The following is a 26,064-nucleotide window of genomic DNA, read 5'->3' on the forward strand; positions in this document are numbered from 1 at the left end:
TCTCCCGCGTCTCCCGCGCGCGAACGGCGGGCCCGCGCCCCGTGTCAGTTCATCCAGAGGACGATGCCCCGCTGCCCGGTGAGCACCGAGGCGACGCCCGCGCGCACGGCGGCACCGGCCCGCTCGGGGGTGAACGACGCGGGGTCGTACGCCGATGCCGTACCCAGACCCTCGCCGCGGTAGGCGGCGCCCGTCCAGTCGGCTGCCGTCACGTTCTCGGTCGGCTCGGCCAGCTCGGCACCGACGACGAGGAACTGCCGATCGAGATGGCTCGCGGTGACCGTGGCGAGCGGGTCGACCAGGGCGTCGCCGGCGCTGATGATCAGGTCGGGATTCATGTTCATCGCGGCGACGATGCCGTCGATCATGTCGTCATCGGCGTGCACGACCTCTAGGTCGGCCCGCGTCTCGGTCGCCCAGTCCTGCACGGCCCGGACGAGCACGGCGGTCGGCGCGTCGTCGCCGACGGTGAGGAGCACCACCCGGTAGCCCGCGGGGGCGTGCACCCCGTCCCACGATCCCGGCAGCGGGCTGTGGGTCGACTCCGGCGCGGGAGGGGTGGCGGGGAAGAAGCCCGCAGCGGGTGAACCGATGGGCGACGGCGCATCGCGCATCTCGCTCCATCCGGGCGCTGTGGAGCACCCGGTCAGCAGGGCCAGGGCGACAATCGTCGCCGCCATCGTCGTCGTCCGCCTCACGCCCTCACTGTGCGCTCGTCGTGCGCGACGAGGGTGGCGTGCGGGAGAACAGCGGACACACGTTACGTTTCCGTTCTCTTCACCGCGTCCCGCCGTTCAGCACCGCGGAGCACTCTCGTCGCGGAAAGGTCTTCATGTCATCAGTGGTCCGGCGCGCGTTGCGCCCGCTTCTCTTCGTCCTCGGGCTGATCGCGCTCCTCGCCTCGGCGGCACCGGCCTCGGCGCACGGCATCCTGTCGGTGGTCTACGCCGACCTGTCGAGCGGCGGCCCGGGTGTCGTGCACACCCAGCTCCAGCTCGAGTACGACCTCCTCGTCGTCTCGGCGGCCGACGCCGCCCACGAGGACGCGTTGTACCAAGCCGGAACGGATGCCTTCAACGCCGCCGATGCCGGCCAGCAAGTCGACGCTCTCCAGGCGCATCGCGCCGCGGTGTCGTCATACGTGACCGAGCGCTTCCGCATCGATGCCGAGGGGCGCGACTGTACGCCCACCCTCGCGGACGACATCACCATGACCCAGCAGGACAGCGTGCCGTACGCGGTGCTCGACCTGGACTACGCCTGCCCGCCGTCCGAGAACGGGCACGCAGTCGTCTCGACGCTCTTCCCCGACAACGAGGGCTTCGTCACCGACACCAAGACGATCCTCACCTATGCCCTCGACCTGCACGAGGGCAGTACGGTCCTGGATGCCGAGCACCCGTCGTTCAGCACGGCGCAGTCGCCGCTCGAGCGCTTCTGGGAGTTCTTCCGGCTCGGTGCCGAGCACCTGCTCACCGGGATCGACCACATCCTGTTCCTCCTCGCGCTGATCGTCGGCTCGCGGCGTCTGCGCGAGGTCGTGATCGCCGCCACGACCTTCACGCTCGCCCATTCGGTGACGTTCATCCTGGCGGCGACGGGGGTCGTCGCCGCTCCTCCCGAGCTCGTGGAGCCCACGATCGCCCTCTCGATCGCCGTCGTCGGGGCCTGGTACCTCTGGCGGCTGTGGCGCGGCGGCAAGGTCGACCAGGATCTCTCGCACGCCCACGGGTTCCTCCGCCTCGACCGGGCGGGTTGGCTGCGGGTGGGGGTCGTCTTCCTCTTCGGCCTCGTGCACGGGCTCGGCTTCGCCTCGGCCCTGGGCATCGACGAGCCGTGGTCGTGGACGCTCCTGTGGTCGCTCCTGGTCTTCAACGTCGGCATCGAAGCGGTGCAGATCAGCATCATCGTCGTGGCGTTCCCGCTCCTCGTCCTGCTGCGACGTCGGTACCCCCGCATCGGAATGTGGGCGAGCGGCCTGCTCGCGGTCGTCGTCACGGTCGCCGGCCTCGTCTGGTTCGTGCAGCGCGTCCTCGGCATCGAGTGACGAGCGTTGGGTCACTCGCTAGATGCCCTGAGTCAACCATTCATCGGAACGTCACCGAGCGGGCGGAGCGTGGGAGAGCCCGCCGATCGCGGGCGCCTCCCCCAAGAGAAACGGAAAACCATGCTCTCTTCCGCATCGACGTCGCACGGGACGCGTACGCGTCGCCGCGCCACGTGGATCGCAACGACCGTCGTCGGCTTCTCGCTCGTGCTCTCCGGCACGGCAGTGGCCTCGGCCGCGCAGGCCGATTCCACGACGACCGTCTCCGGCGTCATTCTCGGCGTCGGAGCCGACGAAGCACAGCGCATCGTCACGTGGTACTCCTCCGCCGACACCACCCAGTCGGTGCAGGTCGCCCCCACCTCGACGCTCGTGAACGGGGCCTTCCCGGCCTCGGCCACGACGTTCTCGGCATCCGGCACGGCCAACATCGCCACGAGCGGCGGGTTCAACCGCCACGCGTCGATCACCGGCCTCGCCGAGAACACCGCGTACTCGTACCGCGTCGGATCCGACGGCAACTGGTCGTCGACGTACGCGTTCAAGACGCAGTCGTTCGAGGGCGATTACGACTTCCTCTTCTTCGGAGACCCGCAGATCGGTTCGTCCGGCGACGTCGCGAAGGACCAGGCGGGGTGGCAGGACACCACAAAGGTCGCCCTCAGCGCCAACCCGAACGCGGAGCTGCTCGTCTCGGGTGGCGACCAGGTCGACTCGGCCAACAAGGAAGACCAGTGGAACGCCTTCCTCGCTCCCGACGAGCTGCGCCAGTACCCCTGGGTCAGCACGATCGGCAACCACGACGTGGGTGGCAAGGCGTACGAGCAGCACCTGTACACCCCGAACACCGACCGCTCGGGCGCCTACTACCGCAAGGGCGCCTCGAGCACCGGGACCGAGTCGGGTGGTGACTACTGGTTCATCTACAAGGACACGCTGTTCATCGACCTCAACAGCAACAGCTACGCCACCTCGCAGGGCGGCGGCGGCGACGACGCGCACGTGGCCTACGTCACCGACGTCGTGAACAAGCACGGTGCCGACGCGAAGTACACCGTGCTCGTGTACCACCACGCGATCTATTCGCCGGCGGATCACGCGAAGGATGCCGACAACAAGGTCCGCCGCGTCGACTTCCCGACCGCGTTCTCGAAGCTCGGCGTCGACCTGGTCCTCCAGGGTCACGACCACAGCTACTCGCGCTCGTACGAGATCAAGAACGGCGCGAAGGCGAACGCCGACGAGAAGCCGGGCCAGGACGAGGTCTTCGAGGGCCCCGGCGGCGTCGTGTACGTCACCGCGAACTCGGCATCCGGATCCAAGTACTACGACATCACCGCGCCGGACAACAGCGGCACGAGCGGTGCGGGTAACGGCGCCGACCCGCTGAACCCGAACAACTACTGGTACAACTCCGTCGAGAACCAGGAGCACGTCCGCACCTACGTCAAGGTCCAGGTGCAGAAGGACCAGCTGGTCGTGCAGAACATCCGCTCCGGCGACTGCTCGGCCCCGAACGCCGCCGTCGAGCTGAACCGCGTGCTGTGGTGCGGTCCCCAGAACGGCACCCAGCCGGCCCAGGCCGTCGGGTCGATCCAGGACGAGGTGACCATCCACCCCAACCACGGTGACGGTCAGGACATCCAGGTCGACGTCCCCGCGGGTGCACCGGGCGAGTTCGGCTGGACGATCAACGGGCACAACGGCCTGGTCGACCTCGGCACCGCCGAGGAGAAGAACCTCCAGTACTTCGAGGCCACCGGTCAGATCAACCCGATCGCCGTGACCGACACGCGTCGGAGCAAGGCCGCCTGGTCGGTCTCGGCGTCGGTCGGGAACTTCACGGACGGGGCCAAGACCTTCGAGGGCAAGTACCTCGGGTGGACGCCGAAGGTCGTCACGCCGGGTGCCGGTGCTGTCGCGGGTGCGCCCGTGGGGTCCGGCTACGACGGGGGCGACGGTCTGTCGACGTCGCGGGTGCTCGGCTCCGCCGCCATGGGCCACGACCGTGGCACCGGCGTCGTGGGAGCGGACCTCGACCTGAAGATGCCCAACTCGATCGACAAGGGGAGCTACCGCGCGACCCTGACCCTCACCGCGCTGGCCGGCTGACCAGCGAACCGGGCCGGCGGGGAGTTCGCTCCCCGCCGGCTCTTCCCGAAGGATCCCTCATGAACAGACTCTCCCGCCCGCTCGCTTTGTTCGTGGCGACGGTGGTCGCGGCCGCCGTCCCGCTCGTCGGCGCCCCCGCCGCCTTCGCGTCGACCGACGACGTCACCTGGACGGTGCGCACCGCATCGAACGCGCTCGGCGCCGACCGCACGAACTTCGCGTACGCGCTGAACCCCGGGGCTCACCTCGACGACGGCCTCGTGATCGCCAACCGGGGAACCGAGGCGGTCGAGCTCGACGTGTACGCCGCGGACGGCTACACGACCTCGACGGGGGCGGTCGACCTGCGTCTGGCCGCCGAGAAGCCGACCGGTGTCGGCAAGTGGATCGCCGTTCCGCAGCATCACGTCTCGGTGCCCGCCGGGCAGACCGTCGAGGTGCCCTTCACGATCGACATCCCCGCCGATGCCACGCCCGGCGACTACGCCGGTGGCGTCGTGACGTCTCTCACCGTCGCCGATCAGACGGCGAACGTCAACGTCGACCGTCGTCTCGGCATCCGCGCCGGCATCCGGGTCGGGGGCGATCTGGCCCCGGCCCTGGCGGTCGAGGGTCTCCGCGTCGACTGGGACGGCGGTGCCGTGCCGTTCCTCTTTGGCGACGCCACCGTGCACTACAGCCTGCACAACGCCGGTAACGTCTCGCTCACCGCTGCCGACACCGACGCCGTTGCGGGTCCCTTCGGGTGGGGCGAGGTCGACGCGATTCCCGGCGACGCCGCTCCCGTCCTCCTCCCCGGGGAGTCCTGGCAGCGCGACGTCCGGGTTCCCGCCGTCGCCGCGATGGGCCTGGTGTGGGCATCGGTGACGGCGACGCCCGCGGTCACCGACGCCTCGGGTTCCACCACGGATCTCGACCCGGTCGTCGCCTCCGCCGTGGGCTGGGCCCCGCCGTGGCCGATGCTCGTCGTCCTGCTCCTCGTCGTCGCCGCGGCGGTTCTCGGTCCGCGCTGGCTGCGCGATCGTCGTCGCCGTCGACAGGATGCCGAGGACGCCCGCGTCGCCGAGGCGGTGGCGCGCTCGCTGGCCGAGAAGGACAGCGACGTCGCGCCGGTGGCCTGAGGCCGCCACCCACCGCAGTGCCCGAGGACGGGCGGGCGATACCCGCCCGCCCCCGTGATGCTGCTCCGTCCCTTCATCCGTCGGCGGGCGGGTGGTCGGGACGGATCGCCGGTCAGCCGCAGCTCCGTGCCGTGAACGGCACGCTCTGCTCTCCCTGAGCGCCGTCGATCGACGTCTTCACCGTGATCGTCCCCGCGACGATGGAGGTCGCACGGGTCGCCTGGGCGATGGAGGCGGCCGAACCGGCGGCCATCGCGGTGAAGGTCTTCCGTCCCCACGGTGAGGCGATCTCGACGGTCGCGGGGGTGGCCTCGGTGTTGCGCACCGTGGTCACCAGCGTCACCTTCCCGGAGAGGCAGCGAGAGGTGACCGTGGCCGTGGCTTTCGGCGCCGCGACGCCCTCGGGAACGACGATCTCGGGGATCTTCAGGTAGGAACCCGGGGTGGCGAACGTCAATCTCAGGCCCGTCGCGACCACCTGGGTGAACGACAGGGTCGTCTCGCGACCGTTCGTCACCGTGGGCGCAGCACCGGTCAGGGTGACCGGCTTCCACTCGTTCGCGCTCGTGCGGTACTCGGCCGAGACACCCGTGATCGCGCCCTCGGTGTTGGTGAAGGTCACCTTGTCGAGACGGTGCGTCCCGGTCGTCTCGAGGGTGAAGGTCGCGGAGTCCTTGAACCCGGCGTCGGTCCACGTCGACCACTGCGTGTTCTGGCGGCCGTCGCAGGCGTTGCTCGCGGGCAGGGTCGCCCACTTGGTCTGCGAGAAGGATGCCGACACCGTCGCGTCGGAGCCACGGCAGACGTTCGCGGCGAGGGCGTTGCCCCAGATCTCCACCTCGGCGACCGACTGCCACGTGTTCGCGTCGCTCGTGAGATGCAGGCGGAGGGCACTGGATGCCGGAAGGCCCTTCCCGTCGAGCGTGACCACGGGCGCTGCCGACGCGGCATCCTGTGTCAGGGTCGCCGCGACGGTCGTGTCCTGCCAGGTGCCGGCGGCGTCGCGGTACTGCACCTGGATGCGCGACGGCCAGGTCGCGGTTGCGCCGTCCTTGTACGTGTACACGGCGAGGGAGTCGAAGGTGCGGTTCGTCCCCCAGTCGAACTGGAGCCAGCTGTTGCGCGGGTAGCCGTTGCCGGTCCAGTCGTCCCATCCCTTGCCGGTGCGGTTGCCGTCGGTGATCGTGCCGAGGAGATCGGTGCGGCTCGAGGCCGTGACGGTCGCCTCGGGCGCGATGTTCGCGACGCCGGGCGTGGTGACGGTGATCGTGCGCTGGAACGAGCGACCGGTCGTGAACTTCGCGTCGGCGGCGAGGGTGCCCGTGAGAGTCTGCGGCCCGAGGACGCTCGTGTCGATCGCGCTCCAGGTCACCCCGACGGCGGAAGCGGTTCCGTCGACGTCGACCGACACCGTACTCGGCAGCTGCGGCGCCTGACCGCGGAGGACCGTCGTCGGGAGAGCCGTGGTGACCTTCCACGTGCCGTGGCCGAACCCCTTGTCGTTCCAGTACGACGCGTCCCAGCCCGAGCTGTACCGGGCGGGGTCCTCCGCCGCGGGGTTGTGCATCTCGAGGCGACCGTTCTCGCCCACCGTCAGCGGCAGCCAGACGTAGGTCGAGTCGGACTTGCCCTCGTTCCAGCGGTCGCCCATGTAGACGAACTTGCCGGGCTCGAGCTCGAAGACGTTCGTGGACTGCGAACCGAAGGTCGAGCGGTTCTTGTCGCCGATCGAAAGCAGGCCGTCGGAGCCGTCGGGCATGCTGGCGTACCACGTGTTCTCGTTCGCATCGCCGGCCTGCACGCCGCGGATCCACGATCCCATCAGGTTCTTCGTGGTGTAGTACGTCTGCGGGTTCGGGGCCCAGCCGGTCGCGCCGGAGGCGATGGCCGTGTAGGTCCCGTCGCGCTCGAAGATCGCGGGGGCCTCGAGGTAGCCGCACTCCTTCACGATCTGGAAGTCCTGGCCCCGCACGGGCGCGCCCTCCTTGCCGTCGGCGAAGACGTAGGGGTAGCGGCCGTCCTCCGAGTACTGCTTCACGCCGAGGGTGTCCGAGTCGACGGTCTTGAGCACGTTGGTGTAGTCGGCGTTCAGCTCGGCCACGTAGAGCGAGGAGTTCTCCTCGGACGAGTACGAGATGTATGCCGTGCCGTCGTCGTCCTGGAACACGTTCATGTCACGGGCCTGACCGGGGACGGCGTACTGCGAGCACCCCTTGTAGTCGGTGCGGTTCGGCATGCGGAAGGCGCCCGTCATGCGGAAGGGGCCGGCGGGGGAGTCCGACACGGCGACCGCCGCCATCGAGCGGGCGTAGGTGCTTCCGCCGGGTTCCGTGCGCCCGTCGGCGTGCCACCACATGACCCACTTGCCGGTCTTGTCGTTGTGGAGCACCTTGGGGCGCTCGAAGATCGCGGTGTAGTCCGACTTCTCGGTCGAGTTCAGGTGGTACGCCAGCGCGTCGATCTTCGCCGTGCGCGGCTGGCCGTTCTCATCGACGGTGTCGTAGAGGTTCTCGAAGTAGGGCGTGAGCAGGTCGTCGCGCGTCGAGATGCTGCGAAGCGCATCGCCGAGGTTCGTCCAGTTCTTGGCATCCGTCGATCGGTACACGGCGACGCCGGGGCTGTTGTAGTACCCCTTGGTCCGGTCCTCGCCGTACCAGTAGTAGACGGTCTGCCCGTTCTCCTGGGTCGTCACGACCTGTCCGCCGTGCGCCTGGATGTGTCGTCCGTCGGTGTCGTACCACTTCGGCTGGAGATAGTCGGCGGCTCCGCGGCCGGGGTCGGCGATCGGCTCGAATTTCGTGTACGTCACCGGAGGGTCGACCCGGGGCACTCCGTCGCTCGGGTCGGTCGGCACGCCCGTGACGGCGGAGGCCGCGAGAGGAGATGCCAGGGCTCCGGCCAGGACGGCGGCCGTTGCGGCCGCGAGGAGGCGGCGGGCGGTCAGGGGGCGTCGATGCGTCATCGCGTCTGTTCCGATCCGCGCCGCGACGATGCGGCGCACGGGTGACCCGGGGCAGGTCGGGGAATGTTGACGTCAACACGCTAGACCCCGGGGCACTCCCGCGTCCAGGATTTCCTGACGCGGATGCGGTTCCGCCGCGTCCGCCCGCACGCGAGCGTCTGGGGGACCCGGAGAAGGGATGCCGCAAGGCGGCCGCCGTCGTACCCCGCGGGCGCGCGGCGTCTCACGGGGACCGGAGCAGGGACGTCGCGGCCGCCCGACCACAGCGCGTCGACCGGCGCACGGTCGCGGCCGCCCGGACTACAGCGCGTCGACCACCCGCGACGCGAGCCCCGCGTACGCGGCGGGGGTCAGCGCGAGGAGGCGCTCCTTCGCGGCATCCCCGATGTCGAGGCCGCGCACGAACTCGGCGAGTTCGGGGGCGCCGACGCGGCGACCGCGCGTGAGGTCCTTGAGCAGCGCGTACGGGTCGGTGATCTGCGAACGCCCGGCCGCGATCTCGGCGCGCACCACGGTCTGGATGGCCTCGGCGAGCACCTCCCAGTTCACGTCGAGGTCGGCGAGCAGCACGTCTTCGGCGAGCGAGATCTCGGTGAGCCCGCGCTGCAGGTTGTCGAGAGCGAGCAGGGAGTGCCCGAACGCGACGCCGATGTTGCGCTGCGTCGTGGAATCGGTCAGGTCGCGCTGCAGGCGGCTCGTCACCAGGGTGGATGCCAGGGTGCTGAACAGTCCGCCGGCGATCTCGAGGTTCGCCTCGGCGTTCTCGAACCGGATCGGGTTGATCTTGTGCGGCATGGTCGACGACCCGGTGGCGCCCGCGACGGGGATCTGCGTGAAGTAGCCGAGCGAGATGTAGGTCCAGATGTCGGTCGCCAGATTGTGCAGGATGCCACCCGCGTGCCGCGCGCGGTCGTACAGCTCGACCTGCCAGTCGTGCGACTCGATCTGCGTCGTGACCGGGTTGAAGCCGAGGCCCAGCGACTCGATGAACTCCCGCGTCAGCGCGGGCCAGTCGACGTCGGGCTCGGCGGCGACGTGCGCCGACCAGGTGCCGGTGGCTCCCGAGAACTTCGCGAGGTACTCCCCGGCATGCAGCTGACGGATGACGCGCTCGAGGCGCCACGCGAAGACGCCGATCTCTTTGCCCATCGTCGTGGGCGTGGCGGGCTGGCCGTGGGTGCGCGACAGCATCGCGGCGTCGCGGTGCTCCACCGCGAGCTCGGCGAGCGCGGCGGTGACCGAGCGCAGCTTGGGCAGCCACACGCGCTCGACCGCGCGCTGCACGGTGAGGGCGTACGCGGTGGAGTTGATGTCCTCGCTCGTGCAGGCGAAGTGCGTCAGCTCGGCGAGGGCCGTCAGCCCGAGGGCGTCGAGGCGGTCGCGCACGAGGTACTCGACGGCTTTGACGTCGTGGCGGGTGACCGCCTCTTTCTCCTTGAGCCAGGCGATCTCGTCGGCGCCGAACTCTTCGTACAGCGCGCGGAGCTTCGCGCGGTCGCCGTCCGACACCGGCGAGGTGCCGAAGAGGGAGCGGTCGGTGAGGGCGAGGAGCCACTCGACCTCGACCTCGACGCGGGCGCGGTTCAGGCCCGCCTCCGACAGGTAGTCGCCGATCTCGGACACGGTGGCGAAGTACCGACCGTCGAGCGGGCTGAGGGGCTGCGGAGGCAGAGAGGACACGGGTCTCCCGGGGATCGCGCGAAAGGGTCAGCCCGCGGAACGGATGGCGGGCTCGAGCTGCCGGAACAGAGCGCGGCTGGCGCGTTCGATCATACCGAGGACCTCGTCGAACATCGGGGGCCCCGCGTAGTACGGGTCGGGGACGTCGAGGGTCTCGGCATCCGGCACGAACGACTGCAGCAGCGCGATCTTGTCGGCCGCGTCGTCGTCGCGGGCCCAGCCGCGCAGGACCCGCTCGTGACTCCGGTCCAAGGCGACCACGAGGTCGTTGCGGTCGAAGTCGGCGTACTGGAACTGCCGCGCACGGTGGGCGGACCCGTCGTAGCCGAGGCGTTCGAGGGCTTCGAGCGTGCGGTGGTCGGCACGCTCGCCGACGTGCCAGTCGCCGGTGCCGGCCGACGACGACGCGACGCGCGACCCGAGGCCCGAGGCATCGGCGAGATGACGGAAGACCACATCGGCCATGGGGGAGCGGCAGATGTTGCCGCTGCACACGAACACGACGCGGAAGGGCGCGTCGGCACTCGCGGTCATCCCTCCATCATGGCGGGGAAGCGCCGCGACCGCACGCGTCGATTCCGGCGGAGGAGGCTGAGCCTGTCGAAGTCTCCGCCTGGATGCGGCTTCCGGTCCCCTCGACGGGCTCAGGGGTCGGGGCGACGCGAAACCGACCCCTCAGCGGCGTGAACGCTCGTCTCGACGGGGACGCAGAATGCCGCCGAGCACGGCGTTGATGACACCGATCAGCAGAGCGGCCACGACCGTCAGCCAGAACTCCCCGGTGCGCAGGCCCCAGTTCCAGTTCGAGGTGATGACGGCGGTGAGCCACAGCAGGAACCCGTTGATCACGAGGGAGATGAGCCCGAGCGTCAGGATGTAGAGCGGGATCGCCACGATCTTGACGACCGTGCCGACGATCGTGTTGACCAGGGCGAAGATGAGGCCCACCAGCAGGAGCGTGAGCGCGACCTGCAGCCACTCCCCGGGCGCGAATGGGATGAGCTGCACCTGCAGGGCGGGCAGCAGGGTGACGATCCAGATGGCGAAGGCGTTGACGGCGACGCGGACGACGAAGCGCATGATCCCACCCTGGCACGGGGCGCCACCGTCCGGCAGGGGCTTGCGACGGATGCCACGGGGGGACTGACGCGCGGCGGGCCCCCGCGGTTAGGCTCGCGGGGTGAGTGAAGAGCCGGTTCTCCCCCGTATCCGCCCCGAGATCGCCGCGCTGCCGGCGTACCGCCAGGGGCGGCAGGCCAGCGCCGACGCGTTCAAGCTGTCGAGCAACGAGAACCCGTTCGACCCGCTCCCGGGCGTGCTCGAGGCGATCCAGGCGGCATCCGGCATCAATCGGTATCCGGATGCCACGGCCTCCCGCCTCCGCGAGCGTCTCGCCGCACGACACGGTGTCTCGCCCGACGACGTGCACGTCGGTGCCGGGAGCGTCTCGCTCCTCGCGCAGTTGCTCCTGGCGACGTCGGGGCCGGGCGACGAGGTCGTCTACGCCTGGCGCTCGTTCGAGGCGTACCCCTCGCTCGTCGCCGTCGCCGGCGCCACCAGCGTGCAGGTGCCCTTGACCGAGGACTTCCGCCACGACCTCCCCGCGATGGCCGCGGCGATCACCGAGCGCACGCGCCTGGTCATCGTGTGCAGCCCCAACAACCCCACGGGGCCCACCGTCACGCACGACGACTTCGCCGCGTTCGTCGACGCCGTCCCGGCCGACGTGCTGATCGTGCTGGACGAGGCCTACGCCGAGTTCGTCACCGAACCCGCCTCGGTCGAGGGCGACCGTGTGCGCGCGATCATCGCCCGGCCGAACATCGTCATCCTCCGCACGTTCAGCAAGGCCTACGGCCTGGCCGGCCTGCGCGTGGGGTACGCGGTCGGGCACACGCGCGTGCTCGACGCGGCACGGAGCACCGCGATCCCGCTGTCGGTCACGGCCGCCGCGGAAGAGGCGGCGCTCGCGAGCCTCGCCGTCGAATCGGAGCTGCTGGAGCGCGTGCGCGTGATCGCCGAGCGCCGCGACCGTCTCGTCGCGCGCCTGCGCGAGGCGGGCTGGTCGGTCCCCGACGCCCAGGGGAACTTCGTCTGGCTGCCCGCCGGAGAGCGCACGCTCGAGGTCGCCGCGGCCTTCGAGGACGCCGGTCTCGTGGTGCGTCCGTTCGCCGGAGACGGCGTCCGCATCTCGATCGGCGAGGAGGAGTCGCTCGACCGCATCGTCGAGGTCGCGGCCGCTCAGCGCTGACGCGCTGCGGTGCCGGTGGCTTCGACAGGCTCAGCCACCTCGGCCCGCGCCCGCGCGAGGTCCCTGAGCCTGTCGGACGGCCCACGCCCGCGTGAGGTCCCTGAGCCTGTCGGACGGCCCACGCCCGCGTGAGGTCCCTGAGCCTGTCGAAGGGACCGGGACCAAGGACCGGCTACGGCCGTCTTTGTCGATGATGCATGCCGAATCGCGGCATCCGTTGTGCACCTCATGCGGTCCCCGGCATAGGGCGAGCATTAGCGTGGGAACATGACCCCGCTCGACGATCCCGCTCTCGTGCGCGTTCTGGCAGCCGACGGCACGATGGCGCCCACGCCCGCGGCCGAGCGCTACCTGCCGCTCATCGACGCCCTGACCGACGCCGAACTCGAGACGTTCTACCGCGACATGGTGTCGATCCGCGCGTTCGACGTGCAGGCCACCAACCTGCAGCGCCAGGGGCAGCTCGCCCTGTGGCCCCCGTCCTTCGGGCAGGAGGCCGCTCAGGTCGGCTCCGCCCGCGCGGCCCGCGCCCAGGACCACATCTTCCCCTCGTACCGCGAACACGTGGTCACCCGTATCCGCGGCGTCGACCCGCTCGACATCATCCGCCTCATGCGCGGACTCACCCACGGCGGGTGGGACCCGACCGACCCGAAGAACGGCAACACGCACATCTACACGCTCGTGCTCGGCGCGCAGACCCTGCACGCCACGGGCCTCGCGATGGGCCTGGTGTTCGACGGCAAGAGCGGCAGCGGCGACCCCGAGCGCGACGAGGCCGTCATCGTCTACTACGGCGACGGCGCCTCCAGTCAGGGCGACGTGCACGAGGCGATGGTCTTCGCCGCGAGCTTCCAGACCCCCGAGGTGTTCTTCCTGCAGAACAACCAGTGGGCCATCTCCGTCCCCGTCGCCACGCAGTCACGGTCGCCGCTGTACAAGCGCGGTGAGGGATACGGCATCCCGAGCCTGCAGGTCGACGGCAACGACGTGCTCGCCAGCTATGCCGTGTCGAAGGTCGCTCTCGACGAGGCGCGTGCCGGCGGCGGACCCCGCGCGATCGAGGCGATGACCTACCGCATGGGCGCGCACACGACCAGCGACGACCCCACCAAGTACCGCACCTCGGATGAAGAGAAGGCGTGGGCCGAGCGCGACCCGATCGCCCGCATGCGCGCCTACCTCGAGGGTCGCGGCGCCCCGCAGCAGTTCTTCGACGACGCGGATGCCGAGGGTGCCGCGCTCGCCGACGACGTGCGCGTGCGCACGAACGAACTCGGCACCATCCCCCGCGTGCACATGTTCGAGAGCGTGTACTCCGAAGCGCACGCGCTGATCCAGGAGGAGCAGCGCTGGCTCGACGACTACGAGGCCTCGATGGAAGGGGGCGCGCAGTGACCGAGAACATGCCGATCAGTCGCGCGCTGAACGCGGGCCTGCGCCGCGCGCTCGAGACCGACGACCGCGTCCTGCTCATGGGCGAGGACATCGGCCCCCTGGGTGGCGTTTTCCGCGTGACCGAGGGGCTGCAGAAGGACTTCGGTCCGCGCCGCGTCATCGACTCTCCGCTCGCGGAGTCGGGAATCGTCGGCACCGCGATCGGCCTCGCGATGGGCGGCTTCAAGCCGGTTCTCGAGATCCAGTTCGACGGCTTCGTCTTCCCCGCGTTCGACCAGATCACCTCGCAGCTCGCGAAGATCACGAACCGGCACGAGGGCGGCGTGCGCATGCCCGTCGTCATCCGCATCCCCTACGGCGGGCACATCGGCGCGGTCGAGCACCACCAGGAAAGCCCCGAGGCGTACTTCACGCACACCGCGGGCCTGCGGGTGGTCAGCCCCTCGAACGCGAACGACGCCTACTGGATGATGCAGCAGGCGATCGCCTCGCCCGACCCGGTCATCTTCCTCGAGCCGAAGGCGAAGTACTGGCAGAAGGGCGAGGTCGACACCGACAAGCCTGCTCTGCCGCTGCACGCGAGCCGCATCGTCCGCCGCGGCACCGACGTGACCCTCGTCGGCCACGGCGCGATGGTCACGACGCTGCTGCAGGCCGCTGCCCTCGCCGAGAGCGAGGGCACGAGCTGCGAGGTCATCGACCTGCGGTCGCTCTCGCCCGTCGACTACGGTCCCCTCCTCGACTCCGTGCGCCGCACCGGCCGCATGGTCTACGCGCAGGAGGCTCCGGGCTTCACCTCGCTCGGCTCCGAGATCGCCGCGACCGTCATGGAGAAGGCGTTCTTCGCCCTCGAGGCGCCCGTGCTCCGGGTCTCGGGCTTCGACGTGCCCTTCCCGCCCGCGAAGCTCGAGGGCACGTACCTGCCCGACGCCGACCGCATCCTCGAGGCCGTCGACCGGTCTCTCGCCTACTGACCCTCCCTCCGGCCGTCAGGCCCTCCCGCCGCCGGATCATTCCGTTGCGGCATCGCCGGTGGCAAGCTGGCTCCCGAGCAAAGGACACACCGTGACCGAGCAGACCTTCGTTCTCCCCGACGTCGGAGAAGGCCTCACCGAGGCCGAGATCGTGCAGTGGCGCGTCGCGCCCGGTGACACCGTCGCCGTCAACGACGTGATCGTCGAGATCGAGACGGCCAAGTCCCTCGTCGAGCTGCCCTCGCCGTACGCGGGCACGGTCGGCGAGCTCTTGGCATCCGAGGGCTCGACCGTCGAGGTCGGAGCGCCCATCATCACGATCGGAGGGGCGGATGCCGGCACCCCGGCGCCCGCGGAGCCCGTCACGGTTCCCGAGCCCAGCGACCCTGGTGGGGCCGTGCTCGTCGGCTACGGCACGGGCGGAGCGGTGTCGTCGCGCCGGCGCACCCTTCGACAGGCTCAGGGACCGTCCGCCGAGCGCCCCGTGAAGGCCTCGGTCGGCGTGGTCGCGAAGCCCCCGATCCGCAAGCTCGCGCGCGACCTCGGCGTCGACCTCTCCGCCGTGACGCCCAGCGGTCCCGCCGGCGAGGTCACCCGCGACGACGTCGTGAAGCACGCCGAGCAGGCGAGCGTCTTCCGCAACATCGAGACGCCCGCGTGGGGAGAGGTGCGCGAGGAGACGATTCCGGTCGCCGCCCCGGCAGCCCCGGCCCCGGTCGCCGATGCGCGCGAGGAGTCGATCCCCGTTCGCGGCGTCCGCAAGGCCACGGCGAACGCGATGACCTCGAGCGCCTATTCGGCCCCGCACGTGTCGGTGTGGGTCGACGTCGACGCCTCGCGCACGATGGAACTCGTCAAGCGGCTGAAGGCCTCGCCCGACTTCGCCGACGTTAAGATCTCGCCCCTGCTGATCATGGCGCGCGCCGTGATCTGGGCCTTGCGCCGTACGCCGATGATCAACGCCGCGTGGGTCGACACGGAGGACGGCGCGCAGATCTCGGTGCGTCACTACGTCAACCTCGGCATCGCCGCGGCGACGCCGCGGGGTCTTCTCGTGCCGAACATCAAGGACGCGCAGTCGATGAACACGCGCGAGCTCGCCAAGGCGCTCGAGAGCCTCACGCTCACCGCGCGCGAGGGCAAGACGAGCCCGGCCGATCAGATCGGCGGCACGTTCACGATCACGAACATCGGTGTCTTCGGAGTGGATGCCGGCACCCCGATCATCAACCCCGGCGAGGCCGGCATCATCGCCCTCGGCGCGATCCGCCAGAAGCCGTGGGTCGTCGACGGCGAGGTGCGCCCCCGCTGGGTGACCACGGTGTCGGGCTCGTTCGATCACCGCGTGGTCGACGGCGACGGGATCTCGCGGTTCATCGCCGACGTGGCATCCGTTCTGGAGGAGCCGGCTCTGCTGCTCGACTGAGGTACGGAAGACTCTCGCGAGCACCGGCTGGCCGCAGCCAACGTCGGGGCCACACGAAGTGCATCGTGCTGAGGCAGAACACGCCCCATCCGGAGACGAGGAACTGCCAGCCGTCCACGCCCGGCGAACCTGCCTCTGCGCCCGCCCGGGCGAGAACCACGCCGACGATCAGGACGATGAAACCTCCCACGGCGCCGATCAGCGTGTACTCGCCGTGCGACAGCCACCACCGGCGAATCGGCGGGACGAGCCGGATCGGCAACCCGATCACCAGGGCGATCAGAGCCGACGGGATGGCGACGACGATCGGCAGGACGACCATCCCGATGAGCGTGAGCATCCCGTCGTATTCCGTCCACATCCCCCACAGCGACACTGCCGCCCCGGCGCCGACGACCGCGCCTCCGCCGAAGACGTTGATCAACGCCAGAGCGCCGGTACTCCGCCCCCAGGGCGGCGGAGTCCAGGTTCCGACGGGAACTTCTGCGGGGCGACCGGCATCCATATCGCGATCCTGACAGCCCGGAGACGACAGCGTTCGCCGATACTTCGACATCGCCTCATTCGTCTCGTCGCGTCATCGCTTCGGGGGCGCTGTCGACCGTGAACGCGCCGTGGCGGCGTCCGGCGCCGATATAGTGAAGCGCATTCACTAGCGTTGCCCCTCCATCGCCCGTCCGGGAAAGAGCCCCCATGTCCGACTCCACCGACATCGCCATCGTGACGGGCGCGGGAAGCGCCGACGGCATCGGCGCCGCGACCGCTCTCCTCCTGGGGCAGGCCGGCATGCGCGTGGTCGTCACCTCGACCACCGATCGCATCCAGGATCGGGTCGCCGACCTCCGCGCCGCGGGCATCGACGCCCGGGGCGTGGCCGCCGACCTCACGGACGAGCGGGGAGTGGATGCCGTGCTCCAGGCGGCGCGAGAAGCGTTCGGGGAGCCGACGGTCCTCGTCAACAACGCCGGCATGACCTCCGTCTCGCACGCGGATTCGCCCGCCGCCATCGACGACATCACCGTCGATCAGTGGCTGACCTCGCTGGACCGCAACCTCACCACCGCCTTGCGCATGACGCGCGCCGTCGTCCCCGCGATGCGGCGGGCCGGGTACGGACGCATCGTGAACATGGCATCCATCTCCGGACCCGTCATGGCGTACACCGGTGACGTGGCGTACCACGCGGCGAAAGCGGGCATGCTCGGGCTCACGCGGGGTGCGGCGGTCGACGTCGCGGCATCCGGGATCACCGTCAACGCGGTGGCGCCCGGGTGGATCGCGACGCCGTCGTCGAGCGAGCACGAGCTCGCGATGGGGCGCGCGACGCCCGTCGGACGCTCCGGCACGCCGCTCGAGGTCGCGGCCGCGGTCGCCTTCCTCGCGAGCCGGGGAGCGTCGTACGTCACGGGTCAGTTGATCGTCGTCGACGGGGCGAACTCGATCAACGAGGAGCGCGGGGCGTAGAACTCACTCCGGGAGCGACGCGCGCTCGCCGGCCGGGTTCTCGCGCGTCGGGATGAGCAACGCCAGGACGAGAGCGACGGCCGCCGCGCCGATCCCGAGCAGGAACGACACGTGGAACGCCTCCGCGGTGGGGACGCGGGTGTCACCCTCGCCCGTGGAGAGGGTCGCGAGGACGACGCCGACGATCGCGGCCGCCGTGCTCGTGCCCAGGGAGCGGGCGAGGGCGTTGAGACCGTTCGAGGCACCCGTCTCGCTCGGCGGGACGGCGCGCATGATGAGCATCGGCATGGCGGCGTAGCCGAAGCCGATTCCGAAGCCGATGAGGATGTTGGCGACGACGAAGTGCCACACCTCGGTGGAGAAGAAGAGGCTGAAGCCGTAGGCGAGGATCAGCGAGATCGATCCGGCCACGAGCAGCACGCGCGGTCCGATCGTGCGCGCGAGGGTGCCCGAGATGGGGGAGAGCACCATCATCACCAGCCCCGAGGGCATGACGACGAGGCTCGCGGCCAGCAGCGACAGTCCGAGGCCCACGCCGGTGGCGAGCGGGAGCTCGAGCATCTGCGGGTAGGCGACGTTCGAGGTGAACAGGGCGAAGCCCATCGCGATCGAGGCGAGATTGGTGAGCAGGACCGGACGGCGCGCGGCGACGCGAAGGTCGAGGAGGGGGTTCTCGACGCGCAGCTCGTACCAGCCCCAGACGAGAAGGATCAGGATGCCGCCGACGGCCAGCCCGAGAGTGAGCGGCGAGGTCCAGCCCCAGGTGTTGCCGCGCGAGACAGCGAGGAGGATGCCGATCAGGCCGATCGCGAGGCCCACGGCTCCGAGGTAGTCGAAGCGCCCGGCCGTGCGCAGCACGCTCACCGGCACGATCCACAGGACGAGCGCGAACACGACGGCGCCGAGGCCGCCCGCGATCCAGAACAGCCAGTGCCAGTCCGCGTTCTCGGCCACCAGGGCGCTGATGGGGAGTCCCAGCGCCCCGCCGACGCCGAGCGTCGCGCTCATCAGCGCGATCGCGCTGTCGACGCGGTTCTCATGCAGGACATCGCGCATGATCGAGATGCCGAGCGGCACCACGCCCACCACAGCCCCCTGCAGCGCGCGGCCGACGATGAGGCCGACGATTCCGCCGGACACGGCGGCGATCACCGAGCCGACGATCATCACCGCGAGGAGCACGAGCACCATGCGGCGCTTGCCGTACATGTCGCCCAACCGGCCCGCGATCGGTGTGAAGACGGCCGCGGCGAGCAGCGTGGAGGTCACCACCCAGGCGGTGTCGTCGCGCGAGGCGTTCAGCAGCGTCGGGAGCTGCGACTGGATCGGCACCACGAGGGTGAACATGAACGAGGAGCACAACCCCGCCAGGGCCAGCACCGCGACGACGGCTCCCTGGGATGGCATCCGGGTGAGTCTCTTGCGCGCGTTCTCATCCCGTGACATCGATTCCAGGCTATCCGTCGCACGAGGGGGGAGGATCGCGGGGGGCTATGGTCGATCCGTGCAGATGCGCCTCGAACTGGTTCCTCTCGCGGTCTCCGACGTCGAGCGGAGCATCGCCTTCTATCGCGACCGGGTCGGCTTCACGCTCGACCACGATGTCTCGCCGGGGAACGGGATGCGCGTCGTGCAGCTCACGCCGCCCGGTTCGGCCTGCTCGATCGCCTTCGGAACAGGGATGGGCGGCGGGGCGCCGGTGTCGAACATCCACCTCGTGGTGGACGACGTCGACGCGGCGCGGGCGGTACTCGCTGACCGGGGTGTCGAGATCAGCCCCGTGCAGGACGTGGGTGGAGGGGTCCGCTACGCGTTCTTCGCCGACCCCGACGGCAACTCGTGGGCCCTGCAGGAGATCGCGGTCGGTGCCGCTCCACCCGAGTAAGGCGGCTCAGACTGCCGCGCTGCGGCGCGCGGGTGCGGCCCCGCTGGTGGCACGCACCCGGAGAGCCGGGGAGAAGACCCGCCGCTGCGCATCTTGCCGTCCGCCGATGCGCTCGAGCAGCAGCTGTGCCGCCGTCGCGCCCATCTCCTGGCCGTGCTGGTCGACCGTGGACAGCCCGATGAGGGGGTGGCTGGCGATGGGGACGTCGTCGTAGCCGACCACCGCGAAGTCCACGGCGCTGAGTCCCCTCTCGACGGCCACCTCGAGCGCGGACAGGGCCAGGGAGTCGTGACCGGCGAACAGTGCCGTCGGTCGTGTATCGCGGTCCAGGACGTCACCGACCGTGTGGCGCACGTCGTGATCCGAGGAGTCGATGCGGATGACCTCGGGTTCGAGGCCGCGCTCGCGCATCATGCTCTCGTAGACGCGGAGCCGGCGCGGGTGCGGGTCGGTGCGCGGTTCGACGAGGATGCGCTCGTCGTTGGTCACGTGAACGATGCGGGTGTGGCCCGCCTCGAAGAGGTGTTCCATCACCAGGCGCGCGCCGGTGTCGTCGTCGCCGACCACGACGTCGTAGTGCTGCGGGTGGTCGTGCTGTCCGACCTGGACGAGGGGAACGCGCCGCCCGAGTCCCTCGAGCCAGGTCTGCGGGACGGCGGGCGCGACGGCGATGATCCCGTCGACCTGCCGGTCGTACAGACTCTCGAGGGCGGCCGTGCCGCTCACCGGGTCGGCCATCGGCGCGATGATCAACTGGTACGCGGACGCGTTCAACTCCTGCACGATGCCCGTCAGGATGCGCGTGAAGAACTCATTGTCGACCTGCGGGAGCTGCACGCCGATCGTCGCAGTCGACCCGCGCATGGCTCGCGCCGCCACGCGGGGGCGGTAGTCGAGAGCGGCAATGGATGCCATCACCCGTTCGCGCATCCGATCGCTCACGCCGTAGGCGTCACGGATGACCTTCGAGACAGCGGCGCGGGACACCCCGGCGTGCTGCGCGACATCTTCGATGGTGGCGGCTCGGGCGGGAGAGCCGGGGGGCGACGCGTTGTCCAGCATCGAACTCCTTCGGTCGGTCTCCACCCAATGTAGATCGGTTGACGAAATCGCGCCAGTCGGTTTATTGTCGCTTCGTCACCTCGTGTAGATCGGTTTACACTCGATCTCGCACCCGATCACGAGGCGTCGAATCGACCGGACTCTTCAGCGCCCGGCCCCTTACAAGGAGGTAAGCAGTGTCCTCATTCATCACCCCGCGCCGCACGACGACCGTCGTCGCCGGTGCCGCTCTCGCCGCTCTGGCCCTCGCCGGCTGTTCCGGCGGAACGGGGGGAACCTCGGCTGACGGCAAGGTCGAGATCACGTATCTGACCACGAACGGCGACGACTCGATCGCCACCGGGAACGCCCTGATCGCGGCGTTCGAGAAGGCCAACCCCGACATCACGGTCACGCTGAACACCCGCCCGGGCGGCACGGAGGGCGACAACCTCGTCAAGACGCAACTGTCGACCGGCGAGATGGACGACGTGTTCTTCTACAACACCGGCTCCCTCTTCCAAGCACTCAACCCCGACCAGACGCTGGCGAACCTCGCCGACGAGTCGTGGGCGTCGGAGGTGACCGACAACTTCAAGACCGTCGTCTCCACCGGCAACGGCACCTACGGTGCGCCCCTCGGCACCTCGATGGCCGGCGGCATCGCCTACAACACCAAGGTCTTCTCCGATCTGGGTATCAGCGTCCCCACCGACTGGTCCTCGCTCGTCGCGGCAGCCGAGAAGATCAAGGCGGCGGGGATCACCCCCATCGAGCAGACCTACGGCGACACCTGGACCTCGCAGCTGTTCCTGCTCGCCGACTTCGGCAACGTCCTGAAGCAGGACGAGAACTGGGCGAAGGACTTCACCGCCAACAAGGCGAAGTTCGCCCAGGAGCCCGCCCTCGCCGGCTTCACGCACCTGCAGGAGGCGTTCGACAAGGGCCTCTTCAACGCCGACTTCGCCTCGGCCACCGCCGCGGACGGCTCAGCCGCCCTCGCCACCGGCAAGGCGGCGATGTACCCGATGCTCTCGAGCGCCGTCCTGAGCAACATCAAGCAGTCGAACCCCGACGCGGTGAACGACATCGGGTTCTTCGCCATGCCGGCCGACAAGTCCGCGAACACGACGCTGACGGTCTGGGAGCCGAACGCGGTCTACATCCCGAAGACCACGGAGGGTGCGAAGCTCGACGCGGCGAAGAAGTTCGTCTCGTTCATCAACTCGTCCGAGGGTTGCGACATCCAGAACGCCAACTTCGTCGCGGGCGGTCCGTTCTCGATCAGCTCGTGCTCGGTTCCTTCGGATGCCGCGCCCCTGGTCGCGGAGATCCAGAAGTACGTCGAAGACGGCAAGAGCGCCCCGGCGCTCGAGTTCCTCTCGCCCGTCAAGGGACCGAACCTCGAGAACATCGCGATCAGCGTCGGCTCCGGGATCTCGAGCGCCCAGGACGGCGCCGCGGCCTATGACGAGGACGTGAAGAAGCAGGCCCAGCAGCTCGGTCTCTCCGGCTGGTGAATCCGCGCTGATCCCAGCGCTCCCCCGTGCGGCCGGTGCCCCCACGCCGCCGCACACCGCGGGGCCGGAGACCCCCTCTCCGGCCCCGCTCTCCCCCACGAAGGAGTGACCGATGGCCCAGACGTTCGCCAATGTGGTGCCGCCTCAGGTGCGGAACCGGCGTCGAGGCGCACCCCCCGCCACGCGGGCGGGCCGCAAGATGCGCAGCATGTACCCGTCGTGGTTCTACATCCCGGCGGCCGCGCTGTACGTCGTGCTCTTCGCGGTCCCGACGTTCGCCTCGTTCTACTTCAGCCTGACGCGGTGGTCGCTGTTCGACGTCCACTTCATCGGACTGGACAACTTCGTGCAGTTCTTCTCGGACCCGCAGCTGTCACAGGCGTTCCTGCACACGCTCGTCTATGCCGTCATCACCAGCGGCCTCAAGGTGGTTCTCGGGCTCGCGCTGGCCGTCCTCCTGACGTCCTCCCTGATCGGGCGCGGCTACCTGCGCGCCGTCACGTTCTTCCCCGTGCTCGTCTCCACGATCGGCGTCGGTCTGACCTTCAAGGTGCTGCTCGACCCTTTCGACGGCGTGGTGAACGGTGCGCTGTCGGTGTTCGGCATCCAGGGTCCGGGGTGGCTGACCGATCCGAATCTCGCGCTCATCAGCGTGGCGCTGGTCGACGTGTGGAAAGGCCTCGGCATCGCCACGCTCATCTACATCGCGGGGATCGTCGCGATCCCGCAGGAGTACTTCGAGGCCGCCCGCGTCGATGGGGCGAGCGCGTGGAAGGTCTTCCGCAACATCACTTTCCCCCTGTCGTGGCCCGCGACCGGGACGGTCGTGATCCTGTCGCTCATCGGTGGCTTGCGCTCGTTCGACCTGATCTGGGCGATGACCAAGGGTGGCCCCGGATTCAGCTCGGACGTCATCGCGTCCGTGATCTACAAGCAGTACCAGGCGGGCTTCTACGGTCTGTCGACCGCGGGCAACGTCGTCCTCTTCGTCGTCGTCACGGCCGTCATGATCCCCATCTCGATCTTCATCAACAAAAGGAGCGTGGACTCATGAGCCGCCTCGCTGTGCGGCGGTGGACCGTCGGCACGATCGCGATCGTCGTGTCGGTCGTCGTGTTCCTCGTCCCGTTCGCCTTCATCCTCGTCACCGCGGCCAAGACCGCGCCGGAGGCCTCGACGCTCTCCTTCAGCTGGCCCGCGGAGTGGAAGCTCTGGGACAACATCGCCGCCGTACTCGCCGATAGGGACGGCATCCTGATCCGCGCCTTCGTCAACAGCATCGTGCTGACCGTGGCGAGCGTGGTGATCATGGTCGTCCTCGCGGCGATGGTCGGGTACGTGCTCCAGCGCAAGAAGTCCCGGTGGAACGGCATCATCAACTTCTTCGTCCTCGCGGGCCTCATCGTGCCGCCCGCGGTCGTCCCGACGATTTGGGTTCTGCAGGGGCTCGGGCTGTTCAAGACGCTGGGCGGGCTGATCCTGATCGAGGCGACGTTCGGTCTGTCGTTCTGCATCCTGCTGTTCCGGGCGTTCGTCTCGACGATCCCGCGCGAGCTGGACGAGGCCGCCCTGATCGACGGCGCCGGTCCCATCCGCCTGTTCTTCCAGATCGTGCTGCCGCTGCTCAAGCCGGTCATCGTCACGGTCATCGTGGTGCAGGCGGTCGCGGTGTTCAACGACTTCGCCAACCCCCTCTACTTCCTCCCGGGCGACGCGAATGCCACGGTGCAGCTCACGCTCTACGCCTACGCCTCGAGCTCGACCAGCGCCGGGCAGCTGAACCTGCTGTTCGCCGACATCCTCCTCATCACCATCCCGCCACTCGTCATGTACGTCTTCTTCAACCGCCAGATCGTGGCGGGCATGACCAGCGGCGCGATCAAGGGCTGACCCATGTTCACGATCGCTCGTCTCATCACTCCGACCGCACCCGTGGACGGGGCCGCCACGCTCGTCGGTCGCTTTGCGCTCGATCAGGGTCACGGCGACCTCGTCCGCGCAAGCCTGCGATACTCCGCGCTCGGCGTCGTCGAGGCGACACTGAACGGTGTGCGGGTCTCGGACGAGCTCCTCACGCCGGGTTGGTCGAGCTACGAATGGCGGGTGCGGGTCGCCGAGACCGACGTCACCTCCCTCGTCGCCGACGATTCGACGCTCGAGCTCACCCTCGGCAACGGCTGGTACCGCGGCAGCCTGACCTGGATGGGAGCGACCGGGGTCTACGGCGACCGCCTCGCCGCGGTCGCCCAGATCGACCTCGTCTTCTCCGACGGACACACACAGGTGTGGGCCACCGACGACTCGTGGTCGGCGAGGCCCTCCGACACGGTGTCCGACGACCTCTACCACGGGCAGACGATCGACGCCCGGCGTCGTCAAGCCGCCTCCTTCGAGGCGCCGGTCGAGGCCATCGACGACGCCTCCGTCCGCTTCGAGCCCTACGTCGGACCGCCCGTGGTTCCGGTGGAGACGCTCGCGGTGCGGGACGCCTGGCTGTCGCCCACCGGGCGGATGATCGTCGACTTCGGCGAGAACGTCGTCGGGTGGGTCCGTGCCGAAGTAACCGGCGAGCCGGGTCGCGTCGTCACGCTGCGGCACGCCGAGGTGTTGGAGAAGGGCGAGATCGGCATCCGTCCCCTGCGGTCGGCTCGCGCCACCGATCGGTTCATCCTCTCCGGCGGCGACGACGTCTTCGAGCCCCGTTTCACCTTCCACGGCTTCCGCTACGTCGAGGTCGAGGGCTGGCCCGGAGGAGTGGATGCCATCCGCCGGGGCGGACTCACCGCGATCCGGATCAGCTCGCGCCTGCGGCGCACCGGCACCTTCTCGAGCTCCGATCCCCTGCTCAACCGTCTGCACGAGAACGTGGTGTCGAGCACCCTCGGCAACTTCGTCGACCTGCCCACCGACTGCCCCCAGCGCGACGAGCGTCTGGGCTGGACCGGCGACATCTCCGTCTTCGCGCCGACGAGCGCGTACCTGTTCGACGTCAGCGACTTCCTCCGGGACTGGCTGCGTGATGTCGTCGCGGAGCAGGAGCACCAGGGCGGAGTGGTGCCGTACGTCGTGCCCGATGTGCTGAAGTACGTCGGCGTACCGGAGGACATCACCCCGGTCGACTCGACGGCCGTGTGGAGCGACGCGATCGTGTGGGTGCCATGGGCGGTGTGGATGGCATCCGGTGACGTCCGCGTGCTCTCGGAGAATTTCGAGGGGATGCTGTCGCACCTCCGCCACGTCTCCTCCCTGGTCTCGGGCACCGGCCTGTGGGACCGCGGTTTCCAGTTCGGCGACTGGCTCGACCCGGACGCGCCCCCGGAGGACCCCGCCGCCGCCAAGGCCGACCGAGGACTGGTCGCCACCGCGTGCCTGTACCGCTCCGCCGATCTCGCCCTGCGTGTCGCCGACGTGTTGGATCGCGAGGACGTGCGCGACGAGCTGGAGCGCCTGCGTGACGCGACCCGGGCCGCGTTCCGCGCCGCCTACGTGGACATCGAGGCGCGGCGGCTGCGCAACCACTGCGAAACGTCGTACGCGCTCGCCATCGTGTTCGGGCTGCTCGACGACGGTGAGCGTTCCTGGGCGGGCGCGCGTCTCGCTGACCTCGTGGAGGAATCGGGGTTCCGCATCTCGACCGGCTTCGCGGGGACGCCGTACATCCTCGACGCGCTGAGCGGCACGGGGCACGTCGACGCGGCGGGGCGCCTGCTGCTGCAACGCGAGTGCCCCTCGTGGTTGTACCCGGTGACGATGGGGGCGACGACGATCTGGGAGCGCTGGGATTCGATGCTGCCGGACGGCACGATCAACCCGGGCGAGATGACCTCGTTCAACCACTACGCCCTGGGCGCGGTCGCCGATTGGATGCATCGCGAATTGGCCGGACTGGCCCCGATCGAGCCGGGCTACTCCCGGGTACGCGTCGCCCCGCAGCCGCTCGCCGGTATCGATCACGCCCAGACCTCGTTCGACAGCGTGCACGGGACGGTGGCGGTGTCCTGGCGTCGCGAAGGAACCGTCGTGCACCTCGACGTGACGGTTCCCGAGGGGGTCGTCGCCGACGTCCGGCTCGGTCAGGTCGCCGCCGAAGTCGGAGCCGGTCTGCACCGGTTCTCCGCGGAGCTCGCACCGACCGTCGCGGTGTGATCGCCGTGGCAGGCCGACCGTGACGGCGGCCGGCCTG

Annotated in this window: 21 protein-coding genes; 13 read left to right on the forward strand and 8 right to left on the reverse strand. The window is 69.6% G+C overall.

Annotated elements, in window-relative coordinates; genetic code table 11:
• Window positions 1-44: 44 nt before the first annotated feature.
• Window positions 45-698, reverse strand: a complete 654-nt coding sequence (locus tag MTES_RS08045) for a hypothetical protein (RefSeq protein WP_231848161.1) — start codon at window positions 696-698, stop codon at window positions 45-47.
• A 134-nt stretch (window positions 699-832) separates the two neighbouring features.
• Between MTES_RS08045 and MTES_RS08050 the strand changes: the two genes are divergently transcribed.
• The 3 genes from MTES_RS08050 (at window position 833) to MTES_RS08060 (ending at window position 5,280) form a co-directional block, all read left to right on the forward strand.
• Window positions 833-2,047: a HupE/UreJ family protein gene (locus MTES_RS08050; protein WP_043361214.1), complete on the forward strand. Its 1,215-nt coding sequence runs from the start codon at window positions 833-835 to the stop codon at window positions 2,045-2,047.
• A gap of 120 nt (window positions 2,048-2,167) precedes the next feature.
• Complete coding sequence (locus MTES_RS08055) at window positions 2,168-4,159, forward strand: purple acid phosphatase family protein (RefSeq protein ID WP_013584743.1); 1,992 nt, start codon at window positions 2,168-2,170, stop codon at window positions 4,157-4,159.
• 59 nt (window positions 4,160-4,218) lie between these two features.
• The gene (locus MTES_RS08060) at window positions 4,219-5,280 is read left to right on the forward strand and encodes a WxL protein peptidoglycan domain-containing protein (RefSeq protein WP_013584744.1); all 1,062 of its coding nucleotides are present in this window, start codon (window positions 4,219-4,221) and stop codon (window positions 5,278-5,280) included.
• 112 nt (window positions 5,281-5,392) lie between these two features.
• Here the strand turns inward: MTES_RS08060 and MTES_RS08065 are convergent, their stop codons facing one another.
• The 4 genes from MTES_RS08065 to MTES_RS08080 all read right to left on the reverse strand — a co-directional run bounded on the left by MTES_RS08065 (window position 5,393) and on the right by MTES_RS08080 (window position 11,002).
• Window positions 5,393-8,242 carry a discoidin domain-containing protein gene (locus tag MTES_RS08065; protein WP_013584745.1) on the reverse strand — a complete coding sequence of 950 codons (2,850 nt, stop codon included), beginning with the start codon at window positions 8,240-8,242 and terminating at the stop codon, window positions 5,393-5,395.
• A gap of 300 nt (window positions 8,243-8,542) precedes the next feature.
• Window positions 8,543-9,922, reverse strand: a complete 1,380-nt coding sequence (gene purB, locus MTES_RS08070) for an adenylosuccinate lyase (protein WP_013584746.1) — start codon at window positions 9,920-9,922, stop codon at window positions 8,543-8,545.
• Window positions 9,923-9,949: 27 nt separating this feature from the next.
• On the reverse strand, window positions 9,950-10,456 hold the full coding sequence (locus tag MTES_RS08075) for a low molecular weight protein-tyrosine-phosphatase (RefSeq protein ID WP_013584747.1): 507 nt from the start codon (window positions 10,454-10,456) through the stop codon (window positions 9,950-9,952).
• A gap of 141 nt (window positions 10,457-10,597) precedes the next feature.
• Window positions 10,598-11,002 carry a phage holin family protein gene (locus MTES_RS08080; protein WP_013584748.1) on the reverse strand — a complete coding sequence of 135 codons (405 nt, stop codon included), beginning with the start codon at window positions 11,000-11,002 and terminating at the stop codon, window positions 10,598-10,600.
• Between the two features lie 100 nt (window positions 11,003-11,102).
• Between MTES_RS08080 and MTES_RS08085 the strand changes: the two genes are divergently transcribed.
• The 4 genes from MTES_RS08085 (at window position 11,103) to MTES_RS08100 (ending at window position 15,971) form a co-directional block, all read left to right on the forward strand.
• Window positions 11,103-12,173, forward strand: coding sequence for a histidinol-phosphate transaminase (locus tag MTES_RS08085; RefSeq protein WP_013584749.1), 1,071 nt, complete (start codon window positions 11,103-11,105; stop codon window positions 12,171-12,173).
• A gap of 267 nt (window positions 12,174-12,440) precedes the next feature.
• Complete coding sequence (locus MTES_RS08090; protein ID WP_013584750.1) at window positions 12,441-13,571, forward strand: thiamine pyrophosphate-dependent enzyme; 1,131 nt, start codon at window positions 12,441-12,443, stop codon at window positions 13,569-13,571.
• 8 nt (window positions 13,572-13,579) lie between these two features.
• Complete coding sequence (locus MTES_RS08095; RefSeq protein ID WP_080575495.1) at window positions 13,580-14,545, forward strand: alpha-ketoacid dehydrogenase subunit beta; 966 nt, start codon at window positions 13,580-13,582, stop codon at window positions 14,543-14,545.
• 91 nt (window positions 14,546-14,636) lie between these two features.
• Window positions 14,637-15,971, forward strand: coding sequence for a dihydrolipoamide acetyltransferase family protein (locus MTES_RS08100; protein ID WP_013584752.1), 1,335 nt, complete (start codon window positions 14,637-14,639; stop codon window positions 15,969-15,971).
• Here MTES_RS08100 and MTES_RS08105 read toward each other — a convergent pair.
• Window positions 15,919-16,476, reverse strand: a complete 558-nt coding sequence (locus MTES_RS08105; RefSeq protein WP_013584753.1) for a hypothetical protein — start codon at window positions 16,474-16,476, stop codon at window positions 15,919-15,921. The genes MTES_RS08100 and MTES_RS08105 overlap by 53 nt on opposite strands.
• 188 nt (window positions 16,477-16,664) lie before the next feature.
• On the opposite strand from MTES_RS08105, the gene MTES_RS08110 reads away from it, so the two are divergent.
• Window positions 16,665-17,435 (forward strand): SDR family NAD(P)-dependent oxidoreductase, encoded by a 771-nt coding sequence (locus MTES_RS08110; protein WP_013584755.1) that lies wholly within the window; start codon window positions 16,665-16,667, stop codon window positions 17,433-17,435.
• Window positions 17,436-17,438: 3 nt separating this feature from the next.
• Here MTES_RS08110 and MTES_RS08115 read toward each other — a convergent pair whose 3' ends face one another.
• Complete coding sequence (locus MTES_RS08115) at window positions 17,439-18,842, reverse strand: MFS transporter (protein ID WP_043362456.1); 1,404 nt, start codon at window positions 18,840-18,842, stop codon at window positions 17,439-17,441.
• Between the two features lie 97 nt (window positions 18,843-18,939).
• On the opposite strand from MTES_RS08115, the gene MTES_RS08120 reads away from it, so the two are divergent.
• Window positions 18,940-19,320: a VOC family protein gene (locus MTES_RS08120; protein ID WP_043361217.1), complete on the forward strand. Its 381-nt coding sequence runs from the start codon at window positions 18,940-18,942 to the stop codon at window positions 19,318-19,320.
• A gap of 6 nt (window positions 19,321-19,326) precedes the next feature.
• On the opposite strand, the gene MTES_RS08125 is transcribed toward MTES_RS08120, so the two are convergent.
• Window positions 19,327-20,382 carry a LacI family DNA-binding transcriptional regulator gene (locus MTES_RS08125; RefSeq protein WP_013584758.1) on the reverse strand — a complete coding sequence of 352 codons (1,056 nt, stop codon included), beginning with the start codon at window positions 20,380-20,382 and terminating at the stop codon, window positions 19,327-19,329.
• A 176-nt stretch (window positions 20,383-20,558) separates the two neighbouring features.
• Here MTES_RS08125 and MTES_RS08130 point away from each other — a divergent pair, with 176 nt between their 5' ends.
• From MTES_RS08130 to MTES_RS08145, 4 genes are all read left to right on the forward strand, one after another.
• Window positions 20,559-21,881 carry an ABC transporter substrate-binding protein gene (locus tag MTES_RS08130; RefSeq protein WP_013584759.1) on the forward strand — a complete coding sequence of 441 codons (1,323 nt, stop codon included), beginning with the start codon at window positions 20,559-20,561 and terminating at the stop codon, window positions 21,879-21,881.
• A gap of 112 nt (window positions 21,882-21,993) precedes the next feature.
• Window positions 21,994-22,935, forward strand: a complete 942-nt coding sequence (locus MTES_RS08135; RefSeq protein WP_013584760.1) for a carbohydrate ABC transporter permease — start codon at window positions 21,994-21,996, stop codon at window positions 22,933-22,935.
• Entirely contained in the window at window positions 22,932-23,771 is an 840-nt protein-coding gene (locus MTES_RS08140) for a carbohydrate ABC transporter permease (RefSeq protein ID WP_013584761.1), read from the forward strand. The genes MTES_RS08135 and MTES_RS08140 overlap by 4 nt, the downstream gene beginning before the upstream one ends.
• A gap of 3 nt (window positions 23,772-23,774) precedes the next feature.
• Window positions 23,775-26,027, forward strand: coding sequence for an alpha-L-rhamnosidase (locus MTES_RS08145; protein ID WP_013584762.1), 2,253 nt, complete (start codon window positions 23,775-23,777; stop codon window positions 26,025-26,027).
• Window positions 26,028-26,064: the final 37 nt, after the last annotated feature.

Origin of the sequence: Microbacterium testaceum StLB037, from assembly GCF_000202635.1 — a bacterium.
Taxonomy (GTDB): domain Bacteria; phylum Actinomycetota; class Actinomycetes; order Actinomycetales; family Microbacteriaceae; genus Microbacterium; species Microbacterium testaceum_F.